Below are 773 nucleotides of genomic sequence, written 5' to 3' on the forward strand. Positions count from 1 at the left end.
GGATTTCGTGACTGGATTAAAAATGATTCAGAGGCGGTATTCCAACCTGAATCTGGCCGTTACCATTTGTACGTTTCTCTCGCGTGTCCTTGGGCACATCGAACGCTTATTTTCCGTAAGTTGAAAGGTCTAGAGCCACACATTGATGTGACGGTTGTTTGCCCTGATATGCTCAGTCAAGGTTGGCAAATGGGTTTACCCGATCCTCTGTTTGGTCATACGCGTATGCACCAAATCTACACTCAAGCGAAACCCGACTATACAGGGCGTGTTACGGTACCAGTTTTATGGGACAAAAAGACCAACCCCATCGTGTCGAATGAATCGTCAGAGATCATTCGTATGTTTAACTCCGCATTTAACGATCTCACGGGCAACCATGACGATTATTATCCCGAGCCTCTACGCGGTGTGATTGATGAATGGAATGATTACATTTATCCAAACGTGAATAATGGGGTGTATCGTTGCGGTTTTGCTACTTCGCAAGAAGCGTATGAAGAGGCTTTTGAATCGTTGTTTTCGGCCTTAGATAAAATTGATGCTCATCTGGCGACCCATCGCTATCTAGCAGGCAATAAAATTACCGAAGCCGATTGGCGTTTGTTCACCACGTTAGTGCGTTTTGATGCCGTGTACGTTGGGCACTTCAAGTGTAATAAACAACGCATTGCCGATTACGTCAATATTCAGGGTTATCTGAAAGAGCTGTATCAGATTGACGGTATCGCCGATACCACTGATTTCTATCATATTAAGCGCCATTATTACTT

1 protein-coding gene is annotated in these 773 nt (G+C 44.4%); it reads left to right on the plus strand.

The window, feature by feature from the left end; all coding sequences use genetic code 11:
* Nucleotides 1–773 (plus strand): glutathione S-transferase family protein (locus tag R7Q48_RS26645; RefSeq protein ID WP_318133225.1); only part of this gene is annotated, 773 nt, incomplete at both ends.

It is taken from the genome of Vibrio sp. 378 (assembly GCF_033339435.1).